The sequence below is a fragment of the Paenibacillus uliginis N3/975 genome (genome assembly GCF_900177425.1).
In the GTDB taxonomy this organism is placed as follows: Bacteria; Bacillota; Bacilli; order Paenibacillales; family Paenibacillaceae; genus Paenibacillus_AQ; species Paenibacillus_AQ uliginis.
Genome location: NZ_LT840184.1, coordinates 3,403,937 through 3,428,391, shown reverse-complemented (window position 1 = coordinate 3,428,391; position 24,455 = coordinate 3,403,937). Strand labels below are relative to the sequence as shown.

General features: G+C 41.7%; 24 protein-coding genes and 1 pseudogene. 19 read left to right on the top strand and 6 right to left on the bottom strand.

What is annotated here, in order from left to right:
• Window positions 1–141: 141 nt before the first annotated feature.
• Together B9N86_RS16140 and mobB are read left to right on the top strand one after the other, a co-directional pair.
• Window positions 142–1,434, top strand: a complete 1,293-nt coding sequence (locus B9N86_RS16140; protein ID WP_208914194.1) for a molybdopterin molybdotransferase MoeA — start codon at window positions 142–144, stop codon at window positions 1,432–1,434.
• Window positions 1,431–1,949: a molybdopterin-guanine dinucleotide biosynthesis protein B gene (gene mobB, locus B9N86_RS16135; protein WP_208914193.1), complete on the top strand. Its 519-nt coding sequence runs from the start codon at window positions 1,431–1,433 to the stop codon at window positions 1,947–1,949. The genes B9N86_RS16140 and mobB overlap by 4 nt, the downstream gene beginning before the upstream one ends.
• A gap of 6 nt (window positions 1,950–1,955) precedes the next feature.
• Here mobB and xerS read toward each other — a convergent pair whose 3' ends face one another.
• The gene (gene xerS / locus B9N86_RS16130; RefSeq protein ID WP_208914192.1) at window positions 1,956–3,041 is read right to left on the bottom strand and encodes a tyrosine recombinase XerS; all 1,086 of its coding nucleotides are present in this window, start codon (window positions 3,039–3,041) and stop codon (window positions 1,956–1,958) included.
• A 147-nt stretch (window positions 3,042–3,188) separates the two neighbouring features.
• Here xerS and B9N86_RS16125 point away from each other — a divergent pair, with 147 nt between their 5' ends.
• The 7 genes from B9N86_RS16125 (at window position 3,189) to B9N86_RS16095 (ending at window position 10,209) form a co-directional block, all read left to right on the top strand.
• Window positions 3,189–3,716 (top strand): GNAT family N-acetyltransferase, encoded by a 528-nt coding sequence (locus B9N86_RS16125; protein ID WP_208914191.1) that lies wholly within the window; start codon window positions 3,189–3,191, stop codon window positions 3,714–3,716.
• 514 nt (window positions 3,717–4,230) lie between these two features.
• Entirely contained in the window at window positions 4,231–4,431 is a 201-nt protein-coding gene (locus B9N86_RS16120) for a cold-shock protein (protein ID WP_054957841.1), read from the top strand.
• Window positions 4,432–4,501: 70 nt separating this feature from the next.
• The gene (locus B9N86_RS16115) at window positions 4,502–4,732 is read left to right on the top strand and encodes a cold-shock protein (protein WP_208914190.1); all 231 of its coding nucleotides are present in this window, start codon (window positions 4,502–4,504) and stop codon (window positions 4,730–4,732) included.
• A 476-nt stretch (window positions 4,733–5,208) separates the two neighbouring features.
• Window positions 5,209–6,549: an ABC transporter substrate-binding protein gene (locus tag B9N86_RS16110; RefSeq protein ID WP_208914189.1), complete on the top strand. Its 1,341-nt coding sequence runs from the start codon at window positions 5,209–5,211 to the stop codon at window positions 6,547–6,549.
• Between the two features lie 116 nt (window positions 6,550–6,665).
• Window positions 6,666–7,523: a carbohydrate ABC transporter permease gene (locus B9N86_RS16105; RefSeq protein WP_208914188.1), complete on the top strand. Its 858-nt coding sequence runs from the start codon at window positions 6,666–6,668 to the stop codon at window positions 7,521–7,523.
• A 22-nt stretch (window positions 7,524–7,545) separates the two neighbouring features.
• On the top strand, window positions 7,546–8,421 hold the full coding sequence (locus B9N86_RS16100; protein ID WP_208914187.1) for a carbohydrate ABC transporter permease: 876 nt from the start codon (window positions 7,546–7,548) through the stop codon (window positions 8,419–8,421).
• Between the two features lie 597 nt (window positions 8,422–9,018).
• Window positions 9,019–10,209: a GNAT family N-acetyltransferase gene (locus tag B9N86_RS16095; RefSeq protein ID WP_208914186.1), complete on the top strand. Its 1,191-nt coding sequence runs from the start codon at window positions 9,019–9,021 to the stop codon at window positions 10,207–10,209.
• A 211-nt stretch (window positions 10,210–10,420) separates the two neighbouring features.
• Here B9N86_RS16095 and B9N86_RS16090 read toward each other — a convergent pair whose 3' ends face one another.
• Together B9N86_RS16090 and B9N86_RS16085 are read right to left on the bottom strand one after the other, a co-directional pair.
• Window positions 10,421–11,773, bottom strand: a complete 1,353-nt coding sequence (locus B9N86_RS16090; protein WP_208914185.1) for an IS1182 family transposase — start codon at window positions 11,771–11,773, stop codon at window positions 10,421–10,423.
• Between the two features lie 157 nt (window positions 11,774–11,930).
• Window positions 11,931–12,707 carry an HAD-IIB family hydrolase gene (locus B9N86_RS16085; protein ID WP_208914184.1) on the bottom strand — a complete coding sequence of 259 codons (777 nt, stop codon included), beginning with the start codon at window positions 12,705–12,707 and terminating at the stop codon, window positions 11,931–11,933.
• An 88-nt stretch (window positions 12,708–12,795) separates the two neighbouring features.
• On the opposite strand from B9N86_RS16085, the gene B9N86_RS16080 reads away from it, so the two are divergent.
• The 3 genes from B9N86_RS16080 (at window position 12,796) to B9N86_RS16070 (ending at window position 16,210) form a co-directional block, all read left to right on the top strand.
• Window positions 12,796–13,488 carry a Crp/Fnr family transcriptional regulator gene (locus B9N86_RS16080; protein WP_208914183.1) on the top strand — a complete coding sequence of 231 codons (693 nt, stop codon included), beginning with the start codon at window positions 12,796–12,798 and terminating at the stop codon, window positions 13,486–13,488.
• An 89-nt stretch (window positions 13,489–13,577) separates the two neighbouring features.
• Window positions 13,578–14,576 carry an AraC family transcriptional regulator gene (locus tag B9N86_RS16075; protein ID WP_208914182.1) on the top strand — a complete coding sequence of 333 codons (999 nt, stop codon included), beginning with the start codon at window positions 13,578–13,580 and terminating at the stop codon, window positions 14,574–14,576.
• A 164-nt stretch (window positions 14,577–14,740) separates the two neighbouring features.
• A complete protein-coding gene (locus B9N86_RS16070) occupies window positions 14,741–16,210 on the top strand; it encodes an MFS transporter (RefSeq protein ID WP_208914181.1) in 1,470 nt (489 codons plus the stop codon).
• 141 nt (window positions 16,211–16,351) lie between these two features.
• Here B9N86_RS16070 and B9N86_RS16065 read toward each other — a convergent pair whose 3' ends face one another.
• On the bottom strand, window positions 16,352–16,807 hold the full coding sequence (locus B9N86_RS16065) for an Hsp20/alpha crystallin family protein (RefSeq protein ID WP_208914180.1): 456 nt from the start codon (window positions 16,805–16,807) through the stop codon (window positions 16,352–16,354).
• Between the two features lie 108 nt (window positions 16,808–16,915).
• Between B9N86_RS16065 and B9N86_RS16060 the strand changes: the two genes are divergently transcribed.
• The 6 genes and pseudogenes from B9N86_RS16060 (at window position 16,916) to B9N86_RS16035 (ending at window position 20,971) form a co-directional block, all read left to right on the top strand.
• Window positions 16,916–17,140, top strand: coding sequence for a spore germination protein (locus B9N86_RS16060; RefSeq protein ID WP_208914179.1), 225 nt, complete (start codon window positions 16,916–16,918; stop codon window positions 17,138–17,140).
• Between the two features lie 13 nt (window positions 17,141–17,153).
• Window positions 17,154–17,369, top strand: a complete 216-nt coding sequence (locus B9N86_RS16055) for a spore germination protein GerPB (RefSeq protein ID WP_208914178.1) — start codon at window positions 17,154–17,156, stop codon at window positions 17,367–17,369.
• Between the two features lie 63 nt (window positions 17,370–17,432).
• Window positions 17,433–18,053 carry a spore germination protein GerPC gene (gene gerPC, locus B9N86_RS16050; RefSeq protein WP_208914177.1) on the top strand — a complete coding sequence of 207 codons (621 nt, stop codon included), beginning with the start codon at window positions 17,433–17,435 and terminating at the stop codon, window positions 18,051–18,053.
• A gap of 201 nt (window positions 18,054–18,254) precedes the next feature.
• A complete protein-coding gene (locus B9N86_RS16045; protein WP_208914176.1) occupies window positions 18,255–18,620 on the top strand; it encodes a spore germination protein GerPE in 366 nt (121 codons plus the stop codon).
• 188 nt (window positions 18,621–18,808) lie between these two features.
• Entirely contained in the window at window positions 18,809–19,726 is a 918-nt protein-coding gene (locus tag B9N86_RS16040) for a tyrosine-type recombinase/integrase (RefSeq protein WP_208914175.1), read from the top strand.
• Between the two features lie 137 nt (window positions 19,727–19,863).
• Window positions 19,864–20,971, top strand: a pseudogene (locus tag B9N86_RS16035) (DUF3900 domain-containing protein).
• Window positions 20,972–21,046: 75 nt separating this feature from the next.
• Here the strand turns inward: B9N86_RS16035 and B9N86_RS16030 are convergent.
• On the bottom strand, window positions 21,047–21,976 hold the full coding sequence (locus B9N86_RS16030) for an L-lactate dehydrogenase (RefSeq protein ID WP_208914174.1): 930 nt from the start codon (window positions 21,974–21,976) through the stop codon (window positions 21,047–21,049).
• Window positions 21,977–22,416: 440 nt separating this feature from the next.
• Complete coding sequence (gene tlp / locus B9N86_RS16025) at window positions 22,417–22,644, bottom strand: small acid-soluble spore protein Tlp (RefSeq protein WP_208914173.1); 228 nt, start codon at window positions 22,642–22,644, stop codon at window positions 22,417–22,419.
• A 248-nt stretch (window positions 22,645–22,892) separates the two neighbouring features.
• On the opposite strand from tlp, the gene B9N86_RS16020 reads away from it, so the two are divergent.
• Complete coding sequence (locus B9N86_RS16020) at window positions 22,893–24,182, top strand: WD40/YVTN/BNR-like repeat-containing protein (RefSeq protein WP_244562721.1); 1,290 nt, start codon at window positions 22,893–22,895, stop codon at window positions 24,180–24,182.
• Window positions 24,183–24,455: the final 273 nt, after the last annotated feature.

Here is a 24,455-nt window from a genome sequence, read left to right as displayed (position 1 = left end):
TGACGCCATACGTCTTTTTTGGCGTGATTGACGCTGCCTGGGTTTGCTATTGAATTCAATAGAAGTTATAACTGATTATAGGTACATTAATTTTATTGTTCATGTGAACTACTAGCGTATTGGAAAGTGAGGCTTTATTTAATGAACCACAATATAAACAATGCTCATCAAGAGTTTGATCGCAGCAAATTCCAGCGTAAAGCGGTACAAGTTCCGGATGCGCAATCGATCATTAAAGAGTATGTGAAAAAAGGGATTACTGAAACCGTTAAGCTGGAGCAAGGCGACGGCCGTGTTTTGGCGACCGATATTTTTGCTCCTCATGCTTTTCCTACTTTTCGCCGGTCTGGGATGGACGGATATGCTATTTTATCTACCGACACCGACTGCTGTAGCAATGGTGAAGCTGTATGGTTAAAAGTGATTGACAATATTCCATGCGGTTCGGTATCAGACCAAATCGTCACATCAGGCACTGCTTCCCGGATCATGACTGGCGCCCAGGTTCCAGAAGGAGCGGATGCTGTGGTGATGCTTGAAATGACAGAAAGCCGGATAGAGGATGGTATTGAATGGGTAGCAGTCAAGAAGGTTATTGAGGCCTGTAAGAACGTAACCCCCATTGGACTTGAACTTCAGGTAGGAGAGTTGATCTTAAAAAAAGGAACCTTAATCGGACCCGGAGAAATTTCGGTGCTCGCAACCTTCGGTGTTCATGAAGTAGAGGTTTCTAAGAGGCCGGTGGTCGGAATCTTTTCGACAGGTACTGAGCTGCTCGATATTCGCGAACCTCTTCAACCCGGAAAAATTCGCAATAGTAACACCTACATGCTGGCTTCCCAATTAAGTGAAGCAGGGGCAGAACCGGTCGTTATGAATGCCATTCCTGACGATATCACGCTAGCTAGGCAAAAGGTCGAGGAGGCGCTTGAACGCTACGATGTCGTGGTCACGACAGGCGGTGTATCGGTAGGGGATTATGATATTATGGGAGACCTTGTTCGTTCTGGAACGATGAAGTTGCTGTTTAACAAGGTGACGATGAGACCAGGTAGTGTTACGACGGCTGCTGTTAAAGACGGTAAGCTGCTGTTTGCTTTGTCCGGCAATCCTGGAGCTTGCTATGTAGGTTTTCTTCTCTTTGTAAGACCAACCTTACGTCAAATGCTCGGCATGAAAGAACTATATCTTAAAGAGTGGAGCGCGGAACTCGGGTCTGATTATGATAAAGTGAACAATTTTACCCGTTACGTAAGAGGAACGCTGGAAGTGAGTGATGGAAGGGTTATAGCCAAGCCGGCACAATTGGATGAATCCAGTGTAATGATCACGATTAAGGACAGTTCTTGCCTGATTGTTATTCCTCCAGACTTGAAAGGCGCCCCTGTAGGACAAAAGGTGAAGGTGCTCCTACTGCCTGGAGGGTTGTCATGACTGCGAAGGTATGGCAAATAACAGGGTACAAAAACAGTGGCAAAACGACTCTAATTACAGCTCTGATCCCGCTGTTGAAAGCAAAAGGCTGCCGAACGGCTGTCGTAAAGCATGATACTCACGGATTTAACTTGGACCATCCTGGAACCGACACCCATTCATTTCATGAAGCGGGTGCTGATGCGGTAGCTATTACTTCACCAAACCGAACCGCTGTCATAGTTGAAGAAGGAGAAACACTGCAGCAGATGGTGGACCGGTTTCAAGACTATGACGTTATTTTGGTGGAAGGATTCAAGCAGGAACTGTACCCGAAGCTTCTTCTTCTTAGGGATCATGAAGATGAGGAATTGCTGGAAAGTGTTAGAGGTGTTAGAGGGCTTGTGGTGCATCACAAGATGAAAAAGGAACACGAACTGCTCCTTGAATATAACAAGAGCAATCCGGTTCCCGTGTTTACTTGGAACGAAACGGATGAGATTGCCGCATTTCTGTGGCATGAGATGAAGTCATAGGTATCTTTAAGAAGATTCTGTCCGGCGTTCAATCGCTTCAGACATCGTTTTGTCGGTCAGATGGGCGTATACTTCCGTTGTCTCCGTAGAAGCGTGTCCAAGCTGCTCTTTGGTTTTGTAAATATCGTTCTGGAGATAATAGTCTGTAGCAAAAGAATGCCGCAGCTTATGTACTGTAAGAGATGGCTTGCCAAAACGTTTGGCGTATTTAATAATCATGGCCTGAATGGCACGCTTGGTCATCCGTTGACCCTCGTTCTGGCCGTTACGGATGGCGATAAACAGTGCCTTTTCTTTCTTCGGCACTTTATACCTTGACTGTCTCAGCGCCAAGTAATGTTCTAAATCATCTTTGGCCTGCGCACGGAAATAAACCGGCGTTTTAAAAGTCTCGTCGTTATTACCTTTACGGAATACATGGAGCATTTTGTTATTAAGATCAATGTCACTGATATTTAAATTCACGACCTCAGATACACGGAGACCGGAGTTCAGGATCAGGCTGGTAATACAAGCGTCACGCTCTTTATTGAGCTCATGGGCGTAAAGAGCCTGCTTGTTGTTCGCAACGTCTGTAGCATATCCTTCGTGGATGTAACCGATAAAATCGAGCAGCTCCTCGTCCTCCAGTATTTTTCCTTTAAGCTTGGCAGCGGTATCCTTTGGCTTGTGTATCCTCTTGTTCTCAACCTTGGCCATAATATTACGCTTCAGAAGCGGGTAATAATTCTCATCTTCAGCAATCTGGCTTAAATAGTGAAACAAGGATCGCAGGGAAGAGAGCTTGCGTGACACGGTAATCCGGGAATTTGTGCCTTCCTTCCTTGTCGTTAAATAAAGTCGATACCCTGTAATGCTCTCCATCCGAAGGGTCTCCAGCTCAAGCAGAGTTACCTTTGAATTGTTCTCTGCTTCGGATAGCCCTTCAGCACGGAGCCAGTTGAAAAAGGTTTCGTAATCCCTTACATATTCGAGCAGGGTGGATGGTGATAGGTCTGGCAGCTTATAATCGATAAACTGCTGCACGTACCAGGGCATAGAAGGGGCTTTTTCATCCAGCCTTGTGCGGTCGATGACTTTTTGTATGTTCAATTCTTTCACCTCTTAAATCATGATATGTCTAAGAAGACCACGTAGTCTCTCTATTTTATCATAATGAATTATCGTATTCATAACCTCAGCAGCTGCTGATCCGAAAGAGTATATATGTTCTTTATTAATGTTTTGAAGGAGGTAGTTATGTCCACACACACTGGTAATGTAAATGCTATGAGGATCAGCTTGGTCCCTGCAAAACAGAAAGCTGTTATCGAACATTTAATGCAGTTTTACCTCTATGATTTTACGCAGTTTTTGGATGTTGATGTTAATGACGAGGGAAGGTTTGCTCCGTATCCTGACTTGGATGATTATTGGATCAAGCGTGAAACTTGTTATCCGTACCTGATTACTTACCACAATAAACCGGCAGGTTTTGCGTTGGTTGATCGTATGGATGATCCTGCCGAAGCGGATTTTTACTTGTGCGAGTTTTTTGTTATGAAAAAATATCGCCGAAGCGGTCTGGGGACATGGGCCTCGTACCAGCTGTTTGATCTTTTGAGAGGTCGTTGGAAGGTTACTCAGATCAGTACCAATACGCCAGCTCAGGCTTTTTGGCGGAAGACGATAGGTGCCTATACCGGTAATCGTTATGAAGAACTTGTGGACCCGGAACGCGGCAATCCATCGCAGTATTTTTCAAGCGAAATTAATTCATTACATTAAATATTAATTGTATTAACAGTGTCCGGTACTGGCTGCTGGGAAACGTCTATTCAAGACTTCGAATTATGCGCAGGTGGTTTTTTTGTTTACGAAATGCGGTCATGCAGCTAGTTTGGATTATCCGGTCGTCGATTGCTCGCTGACAGGAGTAGATTTTCACAGGAGGATTATGATGCCATTCGTGTCGTTAGGAAGAGGTTGCTGGACAGTACTCGGGAAGAAAATTGCATGCACTTTTTAAGTATACATCACATATATTATGTAAACTAACATGACAATCCGGAGATGTATAATTTACGCCATTGGACGGTATTTTGAACTTAAGGTTAAAAGACTTGCTTATAATACTTCATTTGTGGTATCATTAGTTAAATGGCAAATAAGAAAACCTTGTGATTCACATATTGAAAAGGTTGTCACTTCTGCTGGGCAACTTTTTCAATATGTGAATTTGTTATTTTGTACCCTATAATTTCAGAAACGCATGTTAAAAAATTTTGGAGGTTTTTATATTATGGAAACAGGCACAGTGAAATGGTTTAACGCAGAAAAAGGTTTTGGTTTTATCGAAGTTGAAAACGGTAATGACGTATTCGTTCACTTCTCAGCGATCCAAGGCGACGGCTTCAAGTCATTGGATGAAGGCCAACGCGTTGAGTTCAACGTAGTACAAGGCAACCGTGGACCACAAGCTGAGAACGTTGTAAAACTGTAAATTGATTACTGGAAAAACTGTCCTTAACCCTTATGTTAAGGACAGTTTTTTACTTTAAGGAGGGGTCAAGATGTACTTCAGAAAAAAATCGTTAGAAGAGCTTCCTCAAGAAGAGACCGCGGTTTGGACATGTGAAAAGGAAGGATGTAATGGCTGGATTCGAGATGATTTTGCCTTTGAGCATCAACCGACATGCCATCAGTGCAGCTCGCCAATGATCAGAAGTATTAAGACGCTGCCCCAACTGGTAAACTCCAAGAAAGATATCAAGAACTTGGCAAAAGGTACCCGGATATCCTAAAGAATAATCTAAGGGTGTATACCAGTAAAACTTGAAGACGCCCTCGTGGGTGTCTTTTTTACGTTCCGCATGGGGGATATCATGGATTTAAGGTTGTTCCGGAAAAAGCAGCTCTTAGATGAGCTGCTTTTTTTGCCCTAGTGCATCATATCAAGCGGCGTCGTGTCAAAAGAGAACAACGTTAAAACAACTATTCTTTTAAGATTCTAAAAATTCAATATATGAAAAATTCACAATAGAAATTAAAAAACACCTCCCCTGATACTTTATTCCCATAAAGCAAAAATGAACTCCCTTGAAACTACATTAAGTAAAAAAGTACATAATAACTTTTGAATTCCAAAAATGCAAGGCTAGATTTTTCCCCCTCATTTAGAGGAATATCCCCCTTTGAATACAGGCATAGTTGGCATAAAATTTGGTAGACAGCAAGAAATACTTGCTTGTTGCAAAAATACAATTAGGGGGATTTAGAAATGAAAAGGTCTTCATTACTGCTCATGAGCGTAATGTTATTACTCAGCATGTTCCTTGCTGCCTGTGGTAATAACAGCGGAACCAAAACTCCTGCAGCTGAGGGAGAGAGTCCTAAGCCAGCGGCTGAGACTCCAAAAGAAGAGGAGAAAGCGAAAGAAGTATCACTTCGCGTATTCTCGACATTCGGTGGTACGGATGCTGCACGTGAAGCTTTCCAAGGAGCTTTGGATGAGTTCACAGCGAAATATCCAAATGTAAAAATTGATAATGACGTTATGTCAGCAAATGATGACGGTTTCAGAACGAAAGTTAACACAGACATGAACAGCGGCAACGAGCCGGACTTGCTCTTCTACTTCATCGGTACGGATGCTGAAGGTTTTGTGAACGCAGGTAAGGTTGTTCCGATGAATGAAATTCTGGATGCTAATCCGGATTGGAAAAATGGCTTTATTCCAGATGCTCTTGAGCTGGCCAGACAAAAGGATGGTAATATCTATGCAGCTCCGTTGACTGGTTTTTATGAAGGTTTGTTTGTAAACAAGAAGATCTTTGAAGAAAACGGTCTTGAACTTCCAACAGACTGGGAAAAGCTGAAAACTGCAGTTAAAACTCTTTCAAAAAAAGGAATTATTCCGATTTCAGCACCATTCGATCAATCTCATTACCTGATTGAACATACGATTCTGGCTGCTGCTGGTCCGGAAGGTCAAAACAAAGGATTGCTTGACGGAATCGAGCCAAATTGGGAAAAAGCTTATTCTGGAATGAAAGAGCTTTATGATTTGGGCGCATTCCCTAAGGATGCTGCTACGATCGATTTAGGTATGGCAGGCAACTACTACAGTGAAGGTCTTGCTGCTATGGTTCTTGAAGGTTCATGGGCTATCGGTGGTTGGAGCGATGCGGTTAAAGACAACTCAACCGTTATTCCATTCCCGGCTATCCCTGGCGGAGCAGGTAGCGGAAATGATATCGTAGGCGGATTCGGTACTGGTTTCTATGTATCCAAGGCTGCATATGACAATGCAGATAAAAAAGAAATGACAGTTGAATTGCTGAAACACTTGACATCTCCTGCGAGTATCCAAAAAATCGCTGCAGCGAATGGTGGAACACCAGCAGCTGAGGTTGAAGTTACAGGATTGCCTCAGGTAGCTCTTGATGGCTTTGCAATGGCACAAAAAGCGGCATCGATCAGCGCACCGGTAGACAGTAAAGTTTCTCAAGAAACGTTCTCCAATCTTCGTGCCAGCGTACAACCGGTTGTTACAGGTGAGAAAACACCTACACAAGCAATCGAAGAAGCGAAGAAAACCGAGGATGCCAATAAGAAATAGGTTTTATAACGAATACGGTTGCCTATATGTGCTTGCGCCGCCCCTCTTGTATTTATAAGGGCGGCGTAACCATTTAAACAGAAAATGAAGAAAAATAAACATCAAAGGTGATAAATATGAAGGGTGATCGCAAGTATATTTTGATGTTTTTGTTACCAACAGCGTTATTGATGACTATCTTTTTGTATTATCCATTCTTTAAAAGTTTGTATCTTAGCTTTTACCGGACAACGGGCTTTTTTGATAAAAAGTTTGTTGGGTGGGATAACTACGAACGGTTGTTTACAGATAAGCTTTTGGGAGCCGCAACACTACACACTTTGGAAATCATGCTGTATGTCATCGTATTCCAAGTTGGTATAGCCTTAGTGCTAGCCGTTATGGTTGATAATATAACGAAACTGAAGGGCTTTTTCCGGACGGTATTTTTCTTTCCGGTAGTTATCTCCGGTACGGCCATTTCCTTGCTGTTCGTTCTCTTCTATAACTATAATTTTGGACTTTTGAACAACGTATTGGCTAACTTCGGAATCGAAAAGATCCTTTGGCTGGATGAAAACAATGCTCTCAAGGCGGTAGCTATTCCTACCGTATGGCATTATGTTGGTTTTTACTTTGTATTGTTCTTGACGGCGATGTCAAAGATTCCTGCTGATTTTTATGAAGCAGCTAAACTTGAGGGAATTACCGGGTTTAAGAAGACGACCAAACTTACGATCCCTCTGATTATGAGTGATATTAAAGTTGTTATTACGCTGGCTATTACCGGAACTATGAAAGTCTTTGAATTCATTTGGGTTATTACTAAAGGCCAGAATGGCACAGAAGTATTGGGAACCTATATGTACAAAAAAGCAATGGTGGATCAAAACTTCGGTTACGGCTCAACGGTTGCTATTTATATGGTTGTATTTGGAGTGTTGCTTGCTTTGATTGCCAACCGTTTGTTAAAAAGAGAGGAAATTACATACTAAGCTGTTATAGGGGTGTACTATTATGCAGCAAGAAGTCGTTAAGAGTCAACGTGTTGTACGGCCAGTTAAATCAAAGAAATTTAGCATAGGCAGCGCCTTTATGTATGTTATTTTGACAGCCTGGGCCATGACAACAATATATCCGTTGTTCTGGATTGTGAATAATTCCTTTAAGACATCCAGAGATGTAATGAATAATTCGTTCAAAATTGCTTTTGACCCGGTGATGATTAACTATGAGAATGCATTCGAACGTATTAATATCGGTCGAAGTTATATCAACAGTTTGATCATGTCAGGTAGTGCCGTATTATTGGTGCTCCTGTTTGGCGGATTAGCCGCGTATGTATTATCTAGATTTAATTTTAAAGGAAAGAGAACGATTTATTCGATTCTCTACGCTACGCTTTTGATTCCTGCGTTTGCAACAGTTGTTCCCGTTTATGAAATTTTAATTAAAACAAGTCTGGTGAACACGTATCCGGGATTGATTTTTCCTCAAACAGCTGGTAACTTGACCTTCGCCATCTTGGTTATAGCTGGTTATATGGCAACAATTCCTAAGGAGTTAGAGGAAGCTGCCTTTATAGACGGGTGCAACAGGTGGCAGATGTTCGTAAAGCTGTTCGTTCCGATTACAAGACCGGCATTTGCGTCAGTAAGTATCTTTGTTTTCTTATGGTCGTATAACGATCTGTTCTCAGCGTTGATCTTTGTTAATAAAGAAAACGTTCGTCCGATTGTTGCTCTATTGAATGAGATCAGCTCACAATACGGAACGGATTTTGGACTGATGGCAACAGCGGTTGCTCTAACGGTTATTCCGGTGTTGATTATTTACTTGTTCATCTCGAAGTTTATTGAAAAAGGTTTGACAGAAGGAGCTGTAAAAGGCTAATCGATTGGTTCTGGAACAACCCAAAAACAAGTCAAAGGAACGGTTTTACCGAGCCTCTGACTTGTTTTTTTGTTTGCATCGAAGATGGATTGATACGAGTGTAAACGAAGTATTTTTATAAAGAGTGAGTATTTCAACATATGAAAAATTCATAATAGTAAAACAACTTTCATTACTGCTCTTTAGTTATTATCGTGTCAAAAATTCATTTTAACGCACTTATCTACTTTAAAGATTGAAAAAGGGTATGATTATAAATCATTGATTTTAGCCAGTACATACTGAATTTGAACCAATTAAACAAATATAACAAAAAAGATAGACTTATTGAAAGTGATTGTGGTATAATTTACCTAATTGACAAGGAAGGAGGGGATTAGGATATGACTGGATACGATTACATGAACGAAAGTACAAAGTTATCCTTCGCTGCCCCTCATTCAATCGGACGCAAGTAAGTTTGTATGCATTCCGCATGAATTTGAGCCCAGGCATCGATGCCTGGGCTTTTCTGTGCCTTTTTTGGACATAGCCTGGCGTAATGAACCATGCCTCGGGCTCTTTTTTGTGACTGGATATTTAAAAGGAGATGGATCAATGTATTTATTATCAACAGATCAGTATGTAACCGTTCAACCATTGTTCGAAGAACTTATGTATGATTTAAGACTGGTATCTTTATTGCAGCATACAATCCCTGGTGAAATTTATGTAGATTGTACGGAGCAGCCAAGTGCTGCTATGGTTTGGGATCGTGGTCGGGCATTATATGTTACCGGTTGTAATGTTGAATTTTTCAAACAAGTAAATATCCACTTAAGAACTAAAGTGTTTCCCGGTATGGTGGAGTCCAATTCTGATATGCTGGATTATTACATTCGGTATCCTCATTCTTTAGTCTGTATGGATCTATTGGAAAAGAACTTGATTAACGGCCTTCATTCATCTTTTAATAAGCGAAGATATTATTTGTTTGATCTCTCTGTGGACGTAAAACCGACTGAACTTCCAGAAGGATATCATTTGCAGGAAGTGAATTTGGAATTGCTTCAAAGAACGGACATTACGAATCCGGATTTTATTTTGGATGAAATTCACTCCAATCATATGACCGCTGAAAACTTTAATGACAGAGGGTTCGGGTACTGTATACTAACTAACGACAACGAAATCGTAAGCTGGTGCTTAACGGATTATGTGATCGGAAACAGATGTGAGATTGGGATCGAGACCGATGAGGATCATCGACAAAAAGGGCTGGCGACGGCTGTTGCTTCTGCATGTGTTCAGTTAGCACGTTCTAAAGGGATCGAGAGGATAGGCTGGGATTGCTTCGACACGAACATCGGATCATGGAAGACGGCGGAGAAAGTAGGGTTTAAGTTATTCAAGACGTATGACCCATGGTTTGGTTGGTTCAACCGTTTTGATAATTACCTTGTTCAGGCTTATGAGTGTTATCAAAACAAAGATTTTAGCGGAGCCGTGTATTTTTATGAATTGGTGTTTGATCGGTTGACCAGGGAAGAAGATCTTGAGATCAGTCGGAGCCGGATTTTGAATCCAGACAATCAATATTGGTTTTATTATAATGCTGCTAGATGCTACGCCCAATTGGACCAAGAGAGGGAAGTGTCAGACAAATTAATGAAGTCCGTATCGTTGGGATTGGATGATCCATCGATGATTACTAACGAACCTGTTTTCGATAAGTATGGTTCCATGGAATGGTTCGGATTATTGTTACAAAATAGTGGGGATGCAACTGAAATAAGTGGTGCTGGGTGAGAATCATTTAATGGAGTGATTATTGTTAACTGAATATATATTATGTAAACTATGATCATGAAAAAAGCCATTGGATCAAATCGAGGCCACTGAAGAACTTGCGTTTTTCTTCGGAGGCGGTGCAAATAGTGTAAAAAGAAGACATTCACTCCGCGTTTTGGAGATGAATGTCTTCTTTTTGTCTTCATAATGATGTATTCACCAGTAGTTCTTAGTCTACTAATTTCAGTATTCGCTTGAGATTTACAGCGAATATGGCCATCGCACCTTGAAGTTGCATGCCAAGCAGACCCGAGGATGTGGCTACATCATACCCGTGTCCATGCTTGAGTTCACTGTTCTTTGCTTCAATTTTGTAGCGTTCCTTAGATTTTGCCTTGAAATATTCTGTATCCTGGAACGCCATCTGTTCCGAATGTTCATCGGATTTTACCGTCACGGAATACGTCTTGCTCTTGGCTCCTTCTTTGTAACAGCCTTCCTTAAACGGACAGCGTTTGCAGATCTCCACATCGAAAAAATAGGTGTCTTGTTGGTTTTTATTGACGCCTTTTTTCCCCTGTCGTGCTTTTCGAATCGCCATGTGTCCGGCTGGACAAACGTACATGCCGGCATCTTTGTTGAACAGAAACTCGTCCTCTTTCTTGCGGGCACCTTGTGTAATGAGTGGATTGAGTTTCGCTACAAGTTCAATCTCGTTTTGTTTCGTGTAGATCAGGTTATCCTTCTCAGAATACGCCGTATCCCCAATTACCGTTTTGACCTGCATCCCGGCGGTTTGGCTTTTTTCGATCAGTGTCTGCAATTGCTTGCCATCATTTTTCTCACCTGTCGTAATGACAGCTGCCGTTATAAGTCGTTCCTCGGTCATCGCTAGATGTGTTTTGTAACCGAAAAAAGCGCTATCTGCGCTCTTGTGTCCTACGCGCGCGTCTGGATCTGTTGCAAGGCGCAGCTGCTCCACATCATCCTCAATCGTCTCTTTCAGAAGATTAAGCGGCTCCACAATTTTCGGCACCTGTGCGATTCTGGATTCTTCTTCGATGAAAGCGACAAGTTTTTGGCAGTACGCAATTTCGTCTTCAAGCACATTGTTCATGTTCTTTGCTGGCATTTTGGCTTTGACCGACTCATCCATGCTGTAAACAACCTTTCGCAGCTTCCGCGCACGGTCTTGCAGGATTTCTTGCGGTGACTTCTGGTTGTAGCGCGCTTTCGTATGTGTGGCATCTACGATGATAGAGGTACTCTTTAAGATACCCTGCTCGATCGCGAGGGCTACTGTCTGCCCGATGAGCATGTCGAGCAGGTTCATATCTTTTAATCGTAGTTTGCGGAATTTCGTTAGAGAACTTGGGTCGATTACCGAGTCCTCTGGTGCCATGCCAAGAAAAAATTTGAACGACAGGTCATACTTAGACCGTTCAACAATGTCTACGTCAGAGAGTTCAAATATAGCTTTCAGTAGTAGATATTTAAACATGCGAATCGGGTCAATGGCGACAACGATGTCATACAGTGCCGCATAAGGACTCAGAACCAAGGTTTGTTGTTGTCGAATCATCCGCTCTCACCCGCTTTTCGTAATGACTCAATTATACGATAAAAAAGGTACAGTCTCCTCAATTTTCTTGAAGGACTGTACCTTTTTCTATGAGAGAGACTTTTTCAGTGGCCTCGATCAAATCCGATGGCTTTTTTTAATATAATATTAGGAAGTATTAAATCATCGTTAGACAATCGGTTTGTTCAGTTACTTTACAGAAGGCCAACAATCTTTGCGCGATGAGCTCTTCATCAGCTTGTAATTGTTCAGTTGCATAGCTTTCAAGCTCTTTATGGCTGCCGATCATAATAGAAGTGTGGGCATGCTGAAACATCGATATATCATTCGCATCATTTCCAAATGCAATATACGATCGGTCTTGTAAACCCAATCGCATCAATCCATTCCACTTATCAATACCCTGAGGGCTGATGTCGAGGATACCTTCATTTCCATGCTTATGTATAACTACGGGTAATGCCGATAGTTCTTCTAGCACTAAACTGTGATCAGAAACGTCAAACAGCACAATCTTTATCATTTTTCGAATGGATTCTAAGGATACATGGTTAGCCCGCTTCTGGGGGTCAACGTTACGCCTAATGGGGTGATCTTCACTTCCAGTGTAGGAATAGTCCCAATCGCTATCGATCAAATATTTCAGATTATAGTTATTAATCATTGTAACGATACGGTCCCTAGCATCTTCTTCAAAATGGACTGTAGAAATGATATTCTTTTCTTTAGCAACGATTGCACCGTTTCCACCGACCATCGGGTAAGCATGCATATGCTCGGGTAAGGTAGGCAGCAGGTCGCGAATAGGGCGCGCTGAAGCAAAAATGATGTCATGGCCATGATATGTCAGTTTATCGATTGCATCGATAATGACTGGACTTAATGGCTTTCCTTGAAAACAAATGGTACCGTCTAAATCGAATACAAATATCAATTTGGCACATCCTTGCTGTTTTTCATTTCATCTTAAGCATCTTCCCAAACAAAGAAAAGGACATTTGTCCCGAAAGGAAAACTTATTCATGAAAATAATTCATGACTCTATACTCTTACAATCAAAAATAAAACAATTTGAAATCGATCAAATATTTCGTTTATCAGACGAAATTCCTTTTGAGCTGCGCTACTATGAACCGGGAGAGCTTGTATTAAAAGAGGGAGAGCAGATGGACACCCTTTTGCTTCTTGTTGAAGGCAGAGTTAAAATTACATCCAGCGTACAGACAGGAAAAGTATTGCTGTTACGTTTTTGTGAGCCGTTTGCTGTTATCGGTGATATTGAGCTTATTCAAAAAATCGCTGTACAATCCCAAGTTGAAGCTGTTCATCGTACACTTTGTATTGCAGTTTCATTTAAATACATATACGAACATGCCATCCATGAGCCGAAGTTTTTGATGTCTTTACTCACACACGTAACATATAAACTTCAAACATGTACAACCGCTTCACGAGTCAATTTATTAGCCTCTGTTGAAAATCGGTTCGCAAGCTACTTGTTGACAACGATCCATGAAGAATATGAATTCGGAAAAGAAATTCGAACCACAAACACGCAAGAAATCGCGGATTTGATCGGTACAACGCCCAGGCACTTAAATCGTGTCATTTTAAAGCTATCAGAGCAAGGTGTGATAGGAAGAGAGCGGGACACAATTTATATTCTAGACAAGAAGGTGTTACAGGAGCTCTCAAATGGTATTCGTTACGAATAAAATAAACATAGCAGGTTTCATACGATTGTATTCAAAAGACTTGCAGAGTACAATGCCTATATCGATTATGTAGATGAGAAGGTGCCATTTTGACTATAAATATATTGAATGCTGAGGTTCACAGTCTTTTTGATCAATTCACGGAGCGTGTTAATGGCCATACTCATCATAACGAATGGGAACAGCATATATCCATTCCACCTGAGGTTGGCAAGGGGAGCATAAAGCGGACGCGTATTCGTTCAGGCATGGAAATTGTGGTTACGGATCTTACATTCGAACAAGATATGAAGCTTCACATTCAGGAAGCTTGTCAATTGTTTGAGCTAAGCTATTGCCTGAATGGCGAAATCTATTGTGAGTGGAATGGAAAAGAAAGCCTTACAGAAAAAATGACGGGGAACGTTCTCTTTTTTGAGGATGAGTTGGTATACGAAGAGAAAAAAGCGAGTGTCAGGAATCATTTGCTGGAAATTCGGTTATCCCCGAAGGAGCTTTTTCATTATGCGGCAGATATTCCTGAGAAACATAAAATGGAATCATGGTTGAAGCGTTACAAGGGACGAATCGACCAATATCCGAATACAGCGGCAATCCATAAATGCGTATATGATTTGATCAATTGCACCTATAACGGAGCGATGAAACGATTATATATGGAAAGTAAGGCCATGGAGCTCATTGCTTTGTTTGGAGAGGTAGATGGACATGGAACAATGGGGAGGAATCTCTTTTTAAGCCGTGATGATCTATCAAAGTTGGATATGGCCAGGGAATTAATCGCTCACCATTTCGAACAACCGATGTCCATTCAAGAGTTAGCCAGAAAAGTCGGATTGAATGAATTCAAGCTGAAGAAAGGGTTTCGTGAACGATTCGGAATGACCATTTTTGAGTTAGTACGTAAGCAAAGAATGGAAAAAGCACTTTGGTATATGGAAGTGGAACGGATGAACGTCGGAGAAACGGCTGTTTCTGTAGGCTATAGCAATGTAAGCAATTTCGCGACAACTTTCCGAAAGTATTACGGCTGTAATCCGAGTGAATATTTGAAAAACATATCTTATCAGAACGCGATAAATGAATAAAATCAAAGCAATAAAGTACTCCAAGCATGCTGGTCATGTTTGGAGTTTTTTTGGTTCCGGCTCCTTCTACGGGGAAAGAAAATACCTTGGCAGGTAGAACAAACCATCAATATAAATGATAATGATTATCAGTTGAAATATTGATCTAAAAGGGAGGAAATAAAATGAATGATATTTCTACAGCATTCATGACGAAACAAAAGACAAACCAGCAGGCTGATCCATGCCGTTGGTTTTCGCTTATTCTTATTCTGCTTCCAACCCTCCTGATTTCCTTGAACAACTATATGATGCAGGTTGCACTTCCGATTATGCAAAACAGCCTGCATGCCAGTTTTTCTGAAGCGCAGCTCATTTTCTCAGGTTATTCTTTAGGGCTTGCGGTTGCCTTGATCTTGGGAGGAAAGCTTGGAGACATATATGGCAGAAAACGTATACTGTTCTATGGTGTGTTGGGATTTACGTTAATGGGTTTATTAGGTGGAGTGGTATCCCATCCTACATTATTAATTGTTATCCGTACTATCCAGGGCTTGTCAGCAGCGATGATTCAGCCGCAAGTCCTATCCATTATACAGAGTAGCTTTCTGCCCAGAGAAAAGGGCTTGGTCTTTGCTATTTATGGAGCGGTCATTGGGATTGGCTTTACAATGGGTTTAATTCTGGGGGGATTTCTGGTGGATTGGAACCCGCTTGGGCTCGGCTGGCGTATTGTTTTTCTATTTAATGTACCCTTTGGTCTTCTTGTACTGTTAGGGCTGCCGATTGTTCCTGAGTCCCGTGGAGATGCTATGCAAAGCATTGACTGGGCAGGTACTTTACTATTGATGCTGGGCTTATTTCTACTCATTTATCCACTCACAGTAGGTCAAATGCAGGGGTGGCCATCTTGGACCTGGGGATGTGTACTGTTATCAATTATGATTTTGTTTGCTTTTATTGCAGTACAAATAAAGAAGAGAAAGACACATCGCGCTCCATTGATCGATCTGTCTATATTCAGATCAGGTTCGTTCAATGTTGGCATAATAACTGAGATCACCATTTACCTCAGCATGTTCACATTTTTCTTCGTATTAAACTACTATTTGCAATCAGGCCTCCATTACAACATCGAGTCGGCCAGTCTGGTCTTTATGCCACTGGGCTCCGGTTTTTTCCTCACGTCATTATTGTCGTCCCGTATGGTCAAGAGATGGGGGAGTGTGGTGCTGAAAACAGGCGCTTTAATCATGGGCTTGTGCAATTTTCTACTTATTGGGTCATTGCATGTAGATGCTGTACATTTGTTTCATATTCAGAATATCTTGATCTTATTGGTTTATGGCCTGGGTCTTGGCATGGCTACGACGCCGCTCGCCAATATTGTGCTTAGTGTTGTACCGGTTAAATCGGCAGGGACGGGCTCTGGATTATTTACGACATTTATGTATTTGGCTAATTCGCTGGGAGTAGCCTTGATCAGCATTTTGTTTTCTTTTTCACTTAGACATACGCTTTTAGAAGCAGGTTCAACGGATTATATAAGAGCATTCTCTACTTCCACTGCAGTGAGCGGAGTACTTGCTTTAGTTGCTTTTGTTTGCCTATGCTTTCTAAAAGAGCATCAAGAAAGAGGGTCACACCGCATTTAAACATGCACGTTTGACCTTGCCTACTCTTTAAAAAAATATGCGTATAACATAAATTATACGCATATTTTGATCTAAAGCATTTTTATGGACGAGGATGGGGGATAAATTGCATTCAAATGAGGTGGTTTTTCAAGTTTTGTGTTATAAAAAGCGGATGTGGACATCTTTGAAACGACCCGTGGATATTTTTGGCATTTTTACTTGAAGGGAACCTTGCTTAAAGGTCGCTTTGCTTTGATCCGGATTAATCGGAGTTGGCAGTGTGATAACTTGACTCTGGTCGTCGTTCAGCCCATTGATTTTGAGTTGAGTGCGGTTGAGCTGTATCCAAATGTTCTCCGGATGAACGCGCTTAGGAATGCGTACTTTTGTAATTAAATGGTTATGTGTATCCATATGTTCATATTGAAGCTTGGTTCCGTTATTGTTCATAAACTGCGGAGAGTTAGAGGTTGCGTGACGAATCGCATTTTCAACATATTGATCCACCGCGTCCGAATCCACCCTCAGATGTTCTTCAAGTGTTTTGAATGGAAAGTGCTTTTTGAAGAAAGGGTCCTCCTTCAGCCAATCTAAGTTGGTCAGATTTGAGCTCATGGCTTTCCTCCTTGTTTTTATCTATTGTATGGGTGATTGACTTATTCAGTGACACCTAGGCACTTATCTACATAGAATGGTTTATAATTTTGAAGGAGGAGTGGATTGGTGGTTTCTATAATAGGAAATATGAAAATTCTCTCAGTTGGCCCCAGTTCCACAGTCTTAGTGGGAAACACAGCTTCGGTTATACTCAGCAGTAACTCCAAAAATCATGCGGGTGCGAACTCCTTTTCACCTGGAGATGCCTTCGGAGTAAACGTTAATAACAACCAAGCAAGCAGTACAAATACATTAGATCCGGATGCTGTTGATCAGGTATCTACCGTTTAAGGGTGTGGAAAGCATGAATTTGTCTGTTTACCAGTGCATAACGGTCCAACAACTGCGTATCGGGACAGTGACGAACTCATCCGTGCTGCAGATTGGCACCTCAGGCAGCATTAAGGCATTATCACATGTTAATAATACATCGGGTTTAGAGAGCATAGCCGCCTCTAATGACCTAGAACAGGAAAAGAAGGAACCTGTGGTTCTGTTACCTGAACCGGTCCTGATGTAGTGATCCATCGAATGATGAATCTGACTAATCACCCCCACATAGAATGAAGTAGGAGGGGGTTGCATGCATCCTTTTTATATTCAACAGCTATTTCATGAATTGAAGGCTCAATCGGAGAAACTTGGACAAATGGAGCAATTATTACAGCAGCTGCGCAAAGATGTTGACGGTTTAATGAGCAAAAGCCAAACTCACATTGAACGGGTCGACTACCATTTTGATCTACTAAAAATCGAAAAGCTGGAAGGTACTTTAAATATAGGTATGAACTCAAATGATGGTAAAAATCTAGAAGATATTACGGTCAATGGGCAGTCCATGGAACAGATCCAAAAAAATCCCGATCAGTCAGAAATGATACGAAGTATAGAACAGCCAGTTCTTAGTTATCTTCAGGATGAAATTCCCGAACTGATTCGTGTTATGGCTAGAGAGCGTAAAATACAAATAGATTCACCATACACACATATGATAATTGACGATGTCCGTCGGCAGATTAATGATCGAATTCTCATTTACTTGGAAAAGATTCAAACGGATGAAGAGGAGATAAGGAATAAGGATTATATCCGGACTACAGTTATTGAACATATGAAGAGAGATATTGAAATAGCTGTAAAGCAACACATAGAGCGGAGCTTCTCCGGAAAGTGGGATGTAAATGAAACTGAACGTCGTGAATAAGGAACTGTATGTGGGTGCGGTGAAAATCATAGAAATAAGCGGTTCGTCGGTATTTTTGGTCGGTGATACTCAGGTTGTAAATTGTGCGTCTGTGTACGATTCACCTCCGGATTCCTTGATGGTAAGTCCAGTCCCTCAGAAGGACCAAGAACAACCCTTAGCCCCGAACCAACAGGTTACCTCATGAGGACATCGAAACTCATGAACTTATACATTAATAGTATTTTGAACAGTTCTATATTTATATGCGGTGAGTCCGAAAGCATAATGTCCAAGTCATTCAAGATTAATGTTCAAATAGACGCATCCAAATCCAAGGATGAAGAAGTTGAATACGGGGATTATCCTATGTTTCAACGGCAAATACCTCGATGGATGGAAGATGATGCAGAGAATTTAACTATATCAACGGATAATACCGGCTCTGTTATTCGGGGAGGCAGTATCAAGATTCTATCCATCTCAGAGGGAACGACATTTCAAGTTGGATGTAACCGAACGATTGATTTAGAAAACCGGCTTAAAATGATCAAACAGGTGGTGAGCTCACCACAAAACAAACGATGAGAAATGAGATTCTAAATGATATGATGTAAATAGTCGAATGAAATAAGCATGTGTAATATAGTCTGCAATCTAACATTTGTGTAGAGCAGACTTTTTTGTATGCATTCAATATTTTGATCAGATGATGTTGCCGCTATCAGATAAAAATTGTGTTAAAATTAAGGTTCAGCACAAGGAGGAGAAGCGCTATGTCCGATGTGAAAGACTTCTATGAAGAGCCATTAGACGCTTTTCTGATCTGGATGAAGGATGCCGGTTATACAGTTTATACGCAGAAATCATATATGAGTGATGTCTATGAATTTCTGGAATCGTTAAATGGCAAAACGCTGGATCATGTCAAAAAGCTTCATGTCATGTCGTACTTGTCTTCTGTCCGCGAACGCGGAGTTAGCGACACAACCCGGAACCGCAAACATGCGGCGGTTAACTGTTTTTTTAAAGCCTTAATGGATCTGGAATTGGTAGCGCAGAACCCTGCATCCGGGGTGAAAAAATCAAAAACTGAGACGAACAAAGTCCCCTCATATTTAAATGAACAGGAACTCATTCGCTTTTTTGAAGCAGTACAAGGCAAATATCGCACGCGGAACATTGCTGTTTTTCTCCTTATGGCCTATATGGGGCTACGTATCGGTGAGGTTCATGCTCTTAATATATCCGATTATAATGCCCAGCACCGTACGCTGAGCGTATTCGGAAAGGGACGTAAATGGCGCTCACTTCCTGTCCCTGAATCGGTTAGTCAAATCTTGGAGCAAGCCATATCCCAGAGGCTGGAGCCGTGGCGAGCAAAAGAGGATGCTATGTTCACTTCTCAAAAAGGCCGGCGTTTGTCCATCCGATGCATCCAGCAAATTGCATCTGAAACCTTTGATCGCTTTCAGGAAGATGTACCCGTGCAGCAAAGATTATCGTATTCCAGTCACAAGCTGAGACACTCGTTTGCAACCATGTTGCTTCGGAAGGGGGCGGATCTGAGAACCGTCCAGGAGCTGCTCGGACATTCATCAATACAGACGACAACCATTTATACCCATGTGAGTAGCCGTGAAAAAGAGGAGGCTATCGCTCGATTGGATATTCAGCTTCCGACTGGATTTTAGTTACATATTAAATGTTATGTAAACAATGAAATCTAATTTATCGTCCTATAGACACTGAAACAGTAGGTTGAAATTAATTTATTATATAAATAATTAATGTTATTAATTAAAATTATGGCCATTTTAAAGGAGTAACTATGAAATTTAGTGTGCAATATTTATCCTTCTTTGTCATTCAGGTTGAAGGGAAGGAAGGCCAGCTTAATAAATCGTACAAGCACTATCAGACATTAGATGATTATGAATATGAAGATAGTGATATCAAGAGATTTCTGGATGGGGAGTATAGCTGGATCAGCAAAAGGAAAGTAGAGAAAAACCCGAATACAGAGCAGGCGCCCAACAAAAATTGGACGTTTTATCGTAGAGCCTGGATACGAGTTAGATAGTAATCCGAACTTTAATATGTTTGCCCGCTTGCGCGGGGCTGATGACAAAGAGTCATTCAAGAACGCATGTGACGATCTGGTCCGCAGTTATCTCGATACAAGCGCAGTACGAGGCGGAGCGCTAATCATCTCTCAAGCGGTAATGTCCACTCATTCCGATGATCCGTTCATATTTGTTATGAAATGCGATTTTGAGCAGAAGATTGCCCGTATTTCAGATGAAAGAAGTCTGATCAGCGAAGTTGAAATGGCGATCAGCGCACGGAATATGAAGTCGATACAGTATCCGTATATGTTCGAAGAAGGAATGATGGATGAGTGGGAACTGAAAATTCACCAATCCTCTCATGCCCGATATTTTGAGGATTTCTTGAAATTTGTTACTTATGAACAGTCTATCCCAGAAATTGTTAACGATCAAATGATGGGTTATGTGCAAACATATGTGGAAACCAAATGGCCCGATGAGACGGATGAAGAACGCCTTCAGGAAGTCAAAGATCTTGAATTGTGGGCTGCAAGCGAGAAACGAAATATTCAGGAGAAATGGGATCCGGTGGAGGTAACGGAGGCTGCTAGTCGTATCGTGGAAATTAAACCGGAAATCGAATTGAAGTTTAAAATTGGTGACGTTAATGTAAAAGGACTTCTAGCTGATTTCGGAGAAACTATTCACATTACTAAGCTGAACGGACGATATGCTGTCGTAATTGAAGGGGATCATTTTGTGTTTGATAAAGGTGTTTCTCCTATTGAACTGCTGCAACCGGAATCTTTCCAGAGTGTGGCCGAGCGGCTTCTTAACAAGGAAGAGTATATCTCGGATATCCCCTATCTTTCCGACGAACAGGAATAAGGGATTTATAAATAAACGGATAAAAACGTCCGGTCAGCTCCTTTAGGGAGTAGATCCGGACGTTTTGTTATCCTTTTAAGAATAAAGACTTGCGATCTCAGACTTCAGCTTGTTAGCCGATTTATGGAACAGGATTGTCTCCTCTTCATTAAGAGGAAGGTTGAGTATTTCCCGTACACCGGTACGGTCTACGACACAAGGCACACCGAGGTATACATCGGATACACCGTTATAGTCCTGGAGCAGAGTGGAGACATTAAGCACTGCGCTTTCGTTCTGCATTATGGCAGTTACTATTCGGTCTAGCGCAAGGGCGATGGCATAGAACGTAGCCCCTTTAGCGTTGATGATCTCGTAAGCAGCGTTTTTGGTACTGTCATAAATCTTTTGTTTATCCTCTTCATCGATCTCAAGACCGATGCCTGCCACGTTAGCGAGACTCCAGACAGGTACTTCAGAATCTCCATGTTCCCCAACAATGTGCGCATGAATACTGCGCGGATCAATATGTTTATGCTTGCCGAGAAGATAGCGGTAGCGCGCACTGTCGAGCAGTGTGCCGGAACCGATGACTCGATTAGCCGGGAAACCGCTCACCTTGAGTGTTACGTAAGACAATATATCCACCGGATTGGTGGCAATCAGCAATATGCCGTCTTGATTATACTTTGTAATATTTTGTACGATCTCGTCAAAAATAGCAGCATTTTTCTTCAAGAGATCGATACGGGTTTCTCCCGGTTTTTGCGAAGCACCAGCCGTTACGATAATAATATCGGCCCCTTCACAGTCCGAGTAGTCCCCGGCCCAAACTTTGACACCACCCACGAATGGAAGTCCGTGATTCATATCTAGTGCTTCACCTACGGCTTTGTCGTGATTGATATCAATCAGAACGATCTCCGCTACACGCTTGCGAAGCAGCAGGGTGTAGGCAGTTGTCGTTCCTACCGCGCCTGTCCCGATGATGACAGCACGGCTTGGCCGAAAGATTGTGGAATTCATTCAATCATCTCCTTATCCTAATTTGTCTCGTTTTTATAGGAAAATGTTGTACGTTATACAATTACCCATTATAGGGGTAAATCAATGAAATGGGTATTCTTGACACGAATCTAGTTCCCGTGTTATTTTAGAAGGCAACCTATTTAGTCACAGTTTCATCATGAAAGGGCGTCTATATGTTTACAATTTCATCCTAATATTATTTATGGAATCGGCTGTACTGACAGTTAAGGGCTAAATCTTGGAAAAATAATTCATATGATGGGACGAGTTCTAGGATTATCCATTATAATAAAATCTCAGCCGTAGCTAAGCTTTCACGATTTTAAAGTTTGCGGAGTTGACGAATATTGTTGGGGTATCATTTAAATCCTAATATAAACAGGAAGCTCATTGAGCTTCCTGTTTTCTGTTTCAATTGACTAAGTAGTGGACATTCATTACTTTTCGCGTTGATGTTTCGCTTCATCCTTGATTTCTTCACGAAATCCGGAAATACTTTTCTTGCGTCGTTCATTTTTTTCCAAAATCTGCTCTTTCTCGGATTCGGAAATTTCATCACCAAACTCGTTAAGATAATCCTTGGCTTCGCGAAAATTCTCGATCGTATCCTGTACAGCATCCTGCAAACGATGGACATTATCTTCGCGGTTATCCGGTTTAGGCATGATTTCACCTCCTCTTTTTAAAGCTTTGCGCTAATGCTGAATCAGCATATTGTGAAGTTTTCCATGGAAGAGCGTTCCTTATGCATCTATACACAGCTTGTAAATATTAGATAAATAGGATACAAAATTGTTAACAGTCTGAAAAGGTTCCGTTCTGTAAACATATTGAGATTATGATATAATGACCGAAAACGCGACACGAAAACGAGACATCAAAACGCAAGGGGCGATACGAAGGAGGAAACTGCTTGATATTACGCAATCATTCGTACTGTCGAAGCATATTATTGCTAACCATATTCATTTTTTTACTGACTGCTTGTTCATCAACGTCATCTAAACCGACAGCGGTGGAACCATCCGTTATTCAGCAAGAAACGGAATCTGTTGAGGATGGACAGACCTTAACCGTGGTAACACCCGAAACAGCCAATAAAGCACCTGAGGAGAAAAGTAAATATCAAATACAGACAAGACTAACCGATTTCCATATGCTAAGTGATTCCGAAGGAATCGCATGGGGACTGACGAAAACCTCTATACGTTTGTACCTTACTGAAGATTTTGGAGAGACGTGGGTTGATATTTCCCCTTCACCCAACATTAATTTTGTAGATAGGCCTGTGTACGGACAGGATATTGTGTTTACAGATAAAGACCATGGCTGGATCGTCCGAAACGGAGTAGGGAGTCAGGATACCATGCTTCTGAACACGAATAACGGGGGGAGTGAATGGAAGCTCTCATCTTTACCTGGTACGGAAAAAGTGACGGCTCTTTCGTTCTCTTCATCCGAGAACGGCTGGGTGATGGCCTCTGGGGGGGCTTCTCCGGGCTCGGAGGAAAAGGCTTTATTCCGGACGAATGATAATGGCGGTAAATGGTCCAACATTATGCAGAATTCAGATTATCCCGCCTCTCGTATTCCAGGCACGGTTATTCCGCGAACAGGTTTAATAGTAGGTATGACATTTGCCAACGCTATAACTGGATTTGCTACCGTGAAGGAAACACAGGGCTCGAAACTGTATGTTACGAGAGACGGAGGCACAAAATGGAACTCTTCTAAGCTGGTTTTTCAGGATGACCAAATGAAAATGTGTAAGTCCTACATACCCGGAGTACCGAAGTTCCTTGGTAGTACGAATGATGTATGGGTTCCCGTAACCTGCTTAAACGCAAATAGTACCGAATACTTGGGATATTTCTCTTCAGACAGCGGAGAGTCATGGAACGTTGTATCTTTCCCTCTGAAACCTAAAAGCACGAGCGGTACACTAAGTCCCGTATTTAGACGTCTCAATGAAGGCTGGAGCATGATCGATGGTATCGTTTATCGCTCGGAGAATATGGGGAAGACTTGGACACCATACCCAGCTGATCCTGAACTGGGTAAACATCTCGCAGATTATCCAATCGTTTCAAAAATGGAGTTTGCCTCCTCCGAAGTAGGATGGATGCTTGTTGAAACCACTGATGCGAAGCGATCCCGGCTTCTTCTAAGCATGGACGGTGGAGAAACCTGGAGAATTAGATAAATCAATCATGTGTAGACTTTGTCACTGCAAGCCTGAACAGCAGTGGCAAAGTCTTTTTTTAGAGATAAGAAAGTAGGAGTAAACTGCATCCTTATCTCGCAAGAAAACTACCACTAAGTGCGGTCTGTCTTCTTTGAGGTATGTCGATAGACGTTTGTCTTGTTCCATACGACCTGTGTCACGATGATCGCCGCTCATGAGGATTCAAGTTTGGATTATCACATTTTGAATAATGTTCACACATTTGTGAAAAAAATCACAATATAGAGACGT